We start from the raw sequence: 10,304 nt of genomic DNA, 5'->3' as shown, positions 1-10,304 counted from the left end.
AGTGCTTTCATTAACGGAAGCATAAGTTGGTCAAAAGTTATCATATTTATTACCTGTTTCAATATCACCATCCATTAGTCATCAACTCCGTAAAATCTCGACGTGAAAGAACATCCGAACAATCTCTCCAATCCTTTTCAGATGGACTCATGCTGGTGTTGTAACGTAGGTCAAAGCCATTGGCTTCTTTCTGGGCATTGATATAGTCATCCATTTTTTCACCCAGGGTTTCAATATCTTCAATCCATTCATCTTTGATTGTGTCGGGGAGTGAGCCAAATAAACTGTAGCGGTCACGCATTCGTTCCGATAATCGCTCATAGACTTTTTCATCAACCGTTTGCTCATTGACAAGATTAAGCATATCCACTTTTTCACGCACCTGACCAAAACGTTTAATTCGACCAATACGCTGTTCTAGTTTTGTTGGATTCCAAGGTAGATCAATGTTTATTAACGTGCCGAGTGTTTGTAAGTTTAAGCCTTCACAGGCCGCATCGGTGGCAACCATGATAGTGAGCTCATGTTCTGCCACCATGTTTTTAAGTGTTTCACGTTCAATATTAACGCTATCACCTTTTTGATATAAACGGCTTCGACCAGCACCAGCGTATAAACCAACTGCTTGATCTGGGTAGCGTTCAGCAAGCGAGTCTGCTAGCCATTTAGCCGTATCGTAATATTGACTGAATATGATGATGCCATAACTAAGCCATTTCTCTTGTTCGAGGTAGTGAACAACTGCTTGTAATTTTGGATCTTCAGTAATCTTTTCCAGTCGAGAAATCATACGTTCAAGAACAGCTTTTTCTTCCTGATTATCAACTGCTAATACAACTTCTTGTTCATCGTTTTCTTCTTGAAGTGTACGGCCCTCAAGTAACTTTCTTGCGGTACTTAATCCTGCTGCAATACTGGAGCAAATTCTCTGTTCCATTAGATTTTTCATAAAGCCACTACCTTTACCGCTTTTAGCAAGAGCTTTACCGAAGTTACGAGCTTCGGCGTAGGCTTGGCGAAAATCTTCGCTGGTTCTGAGTGCATTCCCTTCAAACAGGATATTAAATTTGTGTACCTCTTTAGCAAGCTGTCGGTCAGGGTGGAGGTCCACACCAATGCGAGGCAATAAATCGGCGTCTTCTAATGAAGCTCGCTTGCGTAAAACAATGTGCCTGACGAATGGATTTTCACGCTGGAAGAAACTGGCACCTGAAATTTCACGATCTAATTCATCTTCAAGGTATTCGCGTGAATCATCAGTTAAATCGGTTAGTGGGCGTGTTATTTCCCATTCGGCATTGACCTCTAAGTCTTGGCGAATAGCACTGAACAGGCGTCGAGCAAAAGGCTCTTGCGTCGAATCAACCATCGGCAATGGTGACCTTAATAATTCCCAGGCAAATGATGGTTCATTCACTTCCTGTTCACCTGAGAGTATGGGGAGAACTTCTTGGGGACGATGCCATTTGGCTAAATCGTTTCCTAGTACAAAGTTACCAACGCCTTGATGCAAAATACCGACTAAATCCCAAAGGTCTTCTGGCTTGGTTTGGATGGGTGTAGCCGTCCCTAATATGACATGATCAGAACGAGCTGCGACTTCTCGCATAAATGATAGTAGTTCATTGTGTGTGCCTGCATCTTTTCCAAAACCCTGACGACTTCGAGCTTTATGGGCTTCATCCAAAATGGTGAGGCCATAACGCAAACCAAGGAGGTGCTGTTTTTCGAGTGAGTCACGCATCATCAGGCCGGTAGACACAATCCCTATACGCAACGGGCATTTAGCGATGTGTTCTTGTCCAGTGGGAGAGATAATTCGGTTATCTGGGTCTAACCAAGCTTTTTTCTGGGTATGCCAACGTGCACAAGGGATCCCCAGTTTATCGATCATTTCTGTTTGCCATTGTTCACACAATGTTGCTGGGGCAAAGATAATAACTGGTTTGCGTTTTTTCTTTTCTTTGTCACTTAATAAACAAAGCGTTAGAGCGGCAGTACCCATGGATAAAGTTTTTCCTAAACCTACCTCATCAGCGAGTAGCAAACGGACAATGCCGTGATTATGGTAGTGCCGAACACATTCACTGACAAAGCCTTGCTGCCAGGGTCTCAATGCAAAACCTTGGCGATACAACGGTGACTCGATCAATGCGGCAGGTGCTAGATCATCGTCTTCATCAATTTCATCAAAGAAAATTTCACGCCGGTAACCACGACGTTTTACCTCGCGAATAACGGCATCGGGTAACGAGCGAGCGGCATTCCATAAGAATTCAAATTCCTCTTCAATCCATGCGACACCTTCAGCTGATTCGTCCTCCCACAAAATTTCATAGTGACGTTGCCAGCCGCTACTAGTTTCATTCATTGAACCGATGAATCCAAGCTTACGACCATCCTCAAGTTCTATCACACCGGCCTTACCATGAAGGAAACCACAAATACTATCGGGTGCAACACGAATTACCTGACCATGTTTTGCCAAAAAACTATCTAAACGACGATAGCGGTCTCTATTAAGCAGTGCCTCTGTTTCCAGATCATGTTCATTCCAACGACCTATCATTTTGGATTCACGTAACTGTGCAATCTTTAAGTCGGCAGGATGTATATCTACATTGCAGACAATTTTTACATCAGGGATAGATTCTAGTAACTCATTGGCAACTTCAAATAACGAGCTGGTAAAATAGCCAGCAATGCGTTTGTAACTACGAGCACCTTTAAGATGTTCGAGTAAAAAACTGTTATCTAAGCGATGAGTACGTGATGAGAATCTCCTTATTGTCATAATTTGTTATTCCCCTAAAGCTCGCATGTTGCGTAAACGTGCGCCAAGTACTTCGGCAACTTCTCGTACCGTTTCATCCATTGCTTTTCTTTCAATAAAACTAAGCATGTCGATAAGGAGATGACGAGTTTCCATAAAGTCGGGTAACTCAGCCTGTAGTTGGCTAATAATCACCTGAGGATCTGTTTCGGCAATAAGTTGCTGTAAGCCAATAATGATGTGACCTAACCAGCTTGCACCCAACTCGGTACTTTCCGTCAGGTCACGAGATTCAAATTTTGTAATCTGTTTCAGGTGCGCCTTATTGGCCGCCATGCTTCCCATAACTCGACCATAGTCTTCAACACGAAACGCCTTGGCAAAATTTTGATAGTTATCCAGTTTCGTTGCACCAGTCGTTTCCATGTCCATCATGCGCAAATAAAACCGTTGAATACCATTCAATTTTTGCCAGGTATCTGCCTTTAGTCCTTCGGGGACCAATAGACTATTTGCCGCTTCTGCTGCCTGCTGCACAATTTCATCAACAACAGTGACCTCACCTCTAGCGCGAGGCTTTAGCGCGAAAGCCGTCACATCTTCACCACCAATTTGTGTGTAGGCAGTCAACACTTTTAACGCCGCAGCATAACCTGCCATTTGTAGATCGGAATCATTAAAGACAGGCTCGCCCATTTTATCTTTCACCTCGTCATTAAGGTGCATCATGTTTTCGATTTGCTGTTTAACTTCTGCACGTACAGCCGGTAGTAAACGTTGTTTGAAACCGGGATTTTCACCAGCAGGACGTTTGCGTAGCATGAGGATGACTGTACCCTGAACATAGCCGCCTTTTTTTAGTTCTGTACTTGTTTCCGTTGCGATATACCAGGCAGCGACAACTTGTAGACCTGCTGCCCAGAATATGCCAATCATGTCTGACCAAACACCGGTATCTTGGTGCGTGAACATGACACTCTGCATGCCATTATTTGGCATGTGATCTGCCATAGCACGATAGGCATCAACCATGCCTTTTCGAAAATCATCTCCTGATCCTTTAATGGCTAAAGCACGTCGTGAATCCCAAGTCCAATCCGCGAACTCTGTTGGGGGATTCTTTCTCAACCAAGCAATAAAATATTCAGTAATTTCATGATAATGAACCGCATCAGCATAAGGTGGGTCTGTAATATATAAATCGCAATCAGTCTCTATCTGATTCGCTTCATGGTTCTTAATTATTGTTTCAATATTGGGAATTGGACTATTAGCGAAGCCAAATGAGCGGCCCGCTTCATGACTGGTAAAGCAACGGATACCATAGTTATAAAATGTATTCAGTGCTTGGTTGTAAAAAACATTATTAGTTTTTTCCCAGTGGTTCATCCAGTTCGCAATGCGAGAATTCCAGTCCAGTGTTTTTGCATTAAATATGCAATCTTCTGGTGTGTTGTGTTTGAAATAAGATGCAAATAATAACAACTGCCTGGCATTAAAAAGGTGATGCCAATGCGTCCACCCTCGCTCTCTTCCTAAACGAGTAGTTTCTTGTCCAGGATCAATAGCCATGTCTGGCACTAGCCCATCTTCTTGCCATTGAGCTAGATTTTCATTAACAATACTTCCAATTAAATTTTCACGTTCAATATCAACTTTTGTGACAGAACTAAAAAATGTTTCCGGTCGAGTTTGCTCGAAAGTTCCTTTTCTGATCCAGTGAATAGCATAAAGGCGTTCTTGAAATATATCGTCTTTGCGTGGTTGAAAATCCTGTTTCTCCCAACGGCGAAGTTGATTATTATTTTCTCCATGAACATCACGATAGTCACCACGAAGTGTTTTCACGGTTGTTCTATAAGTTTTACCTTCTAACTCGTAAACTAAACTCCCATCCTGATAAGTTCCTTTATTGGCGATCTTCATTTCACTGACAGATACACCTGTAAGGATCTCAATATCAAAACGCTTATTTGAATGGTCTGGGGTGAGCTTGGCAATAATTTTTCTAGGCTTAGAAATTACCCAACTTGGTGATAAAGGCACCATCCAACCGGTCTCAGGGCAACGAACTTCTAAGCAATAGAGATAAGATTTTGCACGATTACCATGTTCATCGTGTTCGATGCCTAGTTTTGTAATTTCTTCATCAACGGCATCAGCTACATCGATCTGAGTTTGTTTAATTTCTTCTTGTCGTTCTGGAGACGCACCAATAATATTTAAAGCCCCCCATGTAAGCATTAAGGCAACTGGGTTGAGATCAGAAGCATAAATATCACAACCCAACCGGGCTGCTTCAAAGGGGATGGAGCCGCCACCACAAAATGTATCACCTAATTTAGGGCGATGACCGTATCGTAGAATGCCTAGTTGTTCCGTTAGCTCCTCATGGGAGTGTGCATTGATACCAAAATTTTCGTAGTAACGATTGACAGTGGCCCATGTGTTTTCATACAGCCAATTGGCTTCGATTTCTTCTGGCCTCTTGCAAATCGATGCTTTCTCTTCATAACTCGGGTAGGTGGATATTGTTTGTTTGATGAGCCGAATTTTGTCTGATTCATCTATATCACGTTGCCAGCGAAGATTGATTCCTAGTGCATCACTATCAAGAGGAAATTTAAGTGATGTAACTTCTGCGAAGTCTGGATTATCCTGCTTGATGTTATGCGTGAAATAATCCCATGGATTGCTCAGTTCAATTCTCAGGGCGATATCTTTAGGTTTGAGGTTATTCTGAATTAATGCACGTCGGGCTAGTCCTTCATTATCAAAGGCCATTAATTTCTCAAAAATTTCTAAATCTTTTTCGGCATCATCTGTTTGTGGCAGCAAGCTGCCTAAAACAATAGCTCGCACGAGAATTAATGGTTTTCGTCCTTTCCAATAAGAACCCAGCCCCGTTAATGTTTGCCCAAGGTTAGCCTTGCGTTCTTTTTGCGCCTCAAAAGATATTTTTTGTGCTGGAAATACAGCCTCAATAAGCGCAGGGGCATCCTGCAGGGCTAGTGGTTTTAATTCTGTCATAAAGTTTCATCACCAAATAAGTCCAGCATAGGTAAGCTAGGATCTTGATATTTATTAGCTACAATTTTTCGGCTGCGTGGTTTTAATAAGTCGCTTTGAGCAACATCACCTAAGGCATGCTTTAACGCCAAGCGCCAACCTTTTGTACCATCTTTCATTCCACCTGTACTCATGGCGGTCATGCCAAATAGCCACCAGCGTTCTTCGGGGCGGAGTGCTAGCCAATTACGCACAGCGACTGGTATTTTATCCATATCCATATCCATATCTTCAACAGCCCATGCCAATACACATAGTTCTTTGCCTAAAAGCCGATCTACCATGTTGTCTCCAACTTTCCAGGAAGAGGGCTTAACGCTGTGTGCCTTCAATCGAGCGTTAAAAGTGCGTTGTACTTCGCTACGAATTTTTGTCCAGCGTGGGCGCGCTAGGAGTACGCGATCAATAACAGCAAATTCATCACTTTGTGCTTGTAAGCCTAAATACTCACTGATTTGAATTTTGCCGCCATTGCCCTTTGGAATAGTGACCTTAAAATGATGCGGGTCACTAGTTGCAGGTACACCAAAGCCCAACGTTGGTTGTGTCGACGTTTTTCTTTGTTTGGTTGGTGTAACCTCTGCCATTATTTATTCCTCTTGTGCAATATCGCCGGGTTGTAATTCCATACCGACTAATTTGGCAAATTCCTTTGCCTCAAAACCATTTTCAAAATCAATACCATCAGCAATCATAATGGCGACTTGAGCATCATCTTCTTGTAATACCTCACGAAGGCTATTGACGGTTCCTTCAATCATGGCTGCCGTAATTTGACGCTCTTGAAAACGCACTGTTACGGTTTTCTCACCTTCTCCAATCTCAATTCGAACACCTTTGAATTTTGTTGCTACTTGTTCACGGAAATGATTTATCACACCGTAAACTCTATCGGTGGTATCCAATGCAACACGTTTTCCGCTGTTGAGGCGAGCGGGCTTAGCTTCATCAATTTGAATCGTTTTATCGCCACTGTGTGGGATTTGGAAATCAGCCGTTTTTGTTGCCTCACCAGCTTTTGCGTAGACCAGCAGCCTAGTTGCATCCGAACCTATTTCAAATGGCTGTTCATAGGTTGTTCCGTCTTTTGGGTTTGAACCATCCAAGGTGTAAAGCATTTCTGCCTGAGGCATACACTGCAAAGTCACTTTACGTTTATCTGCAGCTGGTTCGACTTGATGACGTATCTTTAATTCTGCAATCCAGCGGGTGGGTGATCCACTCTCATATTTTCCACTTGGATCCTTCACCATAAAATAAAGTGTGCCTTCTGATGTGCTAAAGTTTTCAAGGTCTTCCACCTGTGAATCAGTTTCTAAAACTTCAGGTTTAGTTGAGTAATAGATGACTGGGCTTTCGCCAGAATTTCTTGGTGTTAAGCTGACAATTGATTCACCGGTATCTGGATGTGAGCTCAATAATGAAACATTGACGCTGGTTTTTTCCTGAGGGAATGGCCCTTTTTCTATATAGCCATCTTCGCCTAAACGCCAACGACCTTGTTTTAATGCTTCAGTTTTTAACGTATCCATACCACCATTACCAGGCATCCATGGCCAAATTGAGTTGCATTTAGCTCTACTTACAACATCTTTCCATGGAGTACGACGATTGTCTTTGCCTGAAGGCCAAAGCTCTGCTTCAGCCATTGCAAAATATTGTATGAATTCATCTTTCAAGTCTGAAGCCAGCTTGTAATTAGCGCGTGGACTAGCAAGTAAGTTTTCGATTTGTACTTCAGCTGATTGATCACCTTCACCAACTTTGAGGCCATTGTCGATAGTTACACGAACCAGTTTCTGAGTGTTATCAATGTCATCCAAACCGGGAAAATAGATGCTGTTATATGCAGCAGATAAAGCTTTGGTGAAACGTTCCTTAGATTCTTCAAGCCTATCTCTGGCTTCTTCAAAAAGTGTATCGCCAGGTTTTAAGCGTTTGTCAATTTGCTCAATGGCATAGAGATCACGCAGACGGTCTTCAACCGCATCAGCCATAAGGCTATCTTGGCCAGTCAGCACCAGTAAATTATTTTTCTCTTGCTGGAACTCGAAGAAGTTAGTTAATTCACTCGGTGGAACTTTGCCATCTGGTTTGATAACGATGAGGACTCGTGGCCCTGTCAACCTTAGTTCATCCATTCGAGGTAGAATTTGCACCTCTTGATATGTGTTCCGACGTACTGGTTGTAAAATACCTGTCAGACGATTAATTAGCGCCTGATCAATTTTTGGCTGTGGCACTTCTTTAGCATTGCGTTCAATTTGCCGTGATAAATTTTCGGTCTCTTTTATAAAGAGGCGTTGTTCTTCTCGGTGCAAGTACCAGGCTTGCTCCCGTAATTTCTGTATCGCATCAAGAAATTCATCTGCTTTGCGATTGGGTGCTGCCAAGAATTCAATGACTTCGCTTTCAGAAAGACCGATTCGTCCACCAACAGCACGTGATAATGAAGAGGCAAGCAGTAGTGTCATGACCTGTCTGGATGCATCACTATCAATTTCATCATCAAGTGTTTCGGCAATGGCACTACCTTTATCTGCAATGTCGCGAGTAACAGCAGGCACTAGCTTAGGTGCGATACGTTCTATTTCATCTTTAACTTGTTCATCGTTTAGATCAAGATGCTGAGTGCCGATAAGAAATACATCATCCGTTTCTCGTTGATCCACACTTTTCAGCAGACGAGCTGTAAATTGCATCAATCCCCGTGTTTGACGGAAACCTTCATTTTCTTTGAAGAGTGCAACAAGATGCTTAAAGGATGGATGGAATGGATATGTTTCACGAATTTGCTCTTAAATAGGGCGCTAATTAATAGCAGGAAAACTAATATAAAAGCAATAAACGGTTTAGGCATAAATATTTTGTAGAGCAGGCTTTAGAGCTTGTGAAAGTATTAACACTGAAGTTTCCCAATTATTGAGTAGCTGAAATACACAATGCTGGTGTATCGAGGTTTATTTTAGGTGGTTTTGTCATGTTTATACTCGATGTTCAAGTTTTTGATATTGAGAAGGTAAAATCAGGTATTCTGAGGTTGTTGTAATTTTATCGGTGTAAGCCCATGTTAATGAATGCCCCAGCCACCTTTATCCAAAGCTATATTGACGATTTAAATGATGCGCTCAATCAGCTAAAACCCGGAGCCGCTTTGACACGGATTCAAGCCGCTTGGTTGGGCACTTGTTTAACGGGCATACTGCTAATGAACTCTGTTTGCTGGGCTAAGTTTGAGCGAGCAAGCCTTGGAGATTGCAAAGTAGCCGCATTATCCTGGGTGTTTCGTAAAGCAAGTATACCCTGGGAGTGGTTGCTACGGGTGAGTGTGGTCTTAATTTTAAAACGTTATGGCATTACTGAAGGTGTGTTGGCCTTTGATGAATCAGACCGAGCACGATCTAAGTCTACAAAACGTATTTATAAGGTTTACAAGCAGAAACACAAAGGCTCCGGCGGGTATGTTAATGGACAAACGATAGTATTATTGCTGCTAGTTACCTCATCCATTACAGTGCCTGTCGGTTTTTTCTTTTATATGCCGGATCCAGCCTTAAAGCAGTGGGATAAAGAAGATAAACGGTTGAAAAAGAGCGGTATAGCAAAAAAAGATCGGCCTATCAAGCCTGAACGTGACAGTGCCTACCCGACCAAAACAGAGATTGCATTAGGCTTATTAAAAGAGTTTAAAGTTGCGCATAGCCTGATTAAAATTAAAGGCGTACTGGCTGATGCGCTGTATGGTGAAAAAGCCTTTATGGACGAAGCTGCTAAAGAATCTGGAGGCTCACAGGTGATTAGCCAATTACGTAAAAACCAAAATATTGAATATAGAGGTAGAATAAGGTCAGTCGAGAGCTACTTTAATTCGATTAACAAAGGCATTGATCAGATAATACGTGTACGTGGCGGCAAAGAGATTAAAGTGACTGTCAGCAGTGCACGATTAAAGGTGAGTTCTCACAGTAAAAAACGCTTTGTCATTGCGTTAAAATATGACGGTGAAAACGACTATCGCTATTTAGTGGCGACAGACCTGACTTGGCGCACACAAGATATTATTCAAGCCTATACGTTGAGATGGCTGATTGAGGTTTTCTTTGAGGACTGGAAGCTTTATGAAGGATGGGGGCGTGAGGCCAAACAATTAGATGAAGAGGGATCAAGCCGTGGCCTGATTCTGAGTCTTTTGTTTGACCATTGCCTTCTCCTTCACCCAGAGCAAATAGCCCGCATTGAAAGCAAACTACCTGCGTATACCGTAGGAAGCTTACAGCGCAAGTCTCAAATGGATGTACTGCTTGAGTTCATCACGTCATTGCTAGAGTTTCCAGATCCTGGTGATAAGCTGAAAGAGTTAGGTGAATTAATAAAGGATGTGTTTCAACTGATGCCATCAGGAAAACATATGATTGGCAGAGATTTAGGGCGCTTAGAGCCAACACCATCATTAAAGTATTGT

General features: G+C 42.4%; 4 protein-coding genes and 1 pseudogene. 1 reads left to right on the top strand and 4 read right to left on the bottom strand.

The genetic code is table 11. The annotated features are described in order from the left end of the window. Positions 1–64: 64 nt before the first annotated feature. The 4 genes and pseudogenes from CDZ78_RS16355 to CDZ78_RS16340 form a co-directional block, all read right to left on the bottom strand. Positions 65–2,794, bottom strand: coding sequence for a phospholipase D-like domain-containing anti-phage protein (locus CDZ78_RS16355; RefSeq protein ID WP_087870950.1), 2,730 nt, complete (start codon positions 2,792–2,794; stop codon positions 65–67). Positions 2,795–2,800: 6 nt separating this feature from the next. Beyond that, positions 2,801–5,803: an anti-phage-associated DUF1156 domain-containing protein gene (locus tag CDZ78_RS16350; RefSeq protein WP_087870949.1), complete on the bottom strand. Its 3,003-nt coding sequence runs from the start codon at positions 5,801–5,803 to the stop codon at positions 2,801–2,803. Then, positions 5,800–6,429: an anti-phage-associated DUF3780 domain-containing protein gene (locus CDZ78_RS16345; protein WP_087870948.1), complete on the bottom strand. Its 630-nt coding sequence runs from the start codon at positions 6,427–6,429 to the stop codon at positions 5,800–5,802. Before CDZ78_RS16345 ends, CDZ78_RS16350 begins: the two co-directional genes overlap by 4 nt. Before the next feature lie 3 nt (positions 6,430–6,432). Then, positions 6,433–8,640 (bottom strand): annotated as a pseudogene (locus CDZ78_RS16340) (FN3 associated domain-containing protein); the annotation flags it as partial. 269 nt (positions 8,641–8,909) lie between these two features. Here CDZ78_RS16340 and CDZ78_RS16335 point away from each other — a divergent pair. Next, on the top strand, positions 8,910–10,304 hold a 1,395-nt coding region (locus CDZ78_RS16335; protein ID WP_140414135.1), incomplete at its 3' end, for a transposase.

The organism is Bathymodiolus platifrons methanotrophic gill symbiont, assembly GCF_002189065.1.
In the GTDB taxonomy this organism is placed as follows: Bacteria; Pseudomonadota; Gammaproteobacteria; order Methylococcales; family Methylomonadaceae; genus Methyloprofundus.
This window is presented reverse-complemented; position numbering and strand designations above follow the sequence as displayed.

Bases quoted from the DNA above. Each gene is read 5' to 3' on its own strand.
- CDZ78_RS16345 (WP_087870948.1), bottom strand. From the start codon at position 6,429: ATGGCAGAGGTTACACCAACCAAACAAAGAAAAACGTCGACACAACCA.
- CDZ78_RS16355 (WP_087870950.1), bottom strand. From the start codon at position 2,794: ATGACAATAAGGAGATTCTCATCACGTACTCATCGCTTAGATAACAGT.
- CDZ78_RS16350 (WP_087870949.1), bottom strand. From the start codon at position 5,803: ATGACAGAATTAAAACCACTAGCCCTGCAGGATGCCCCTGCGCTTATT.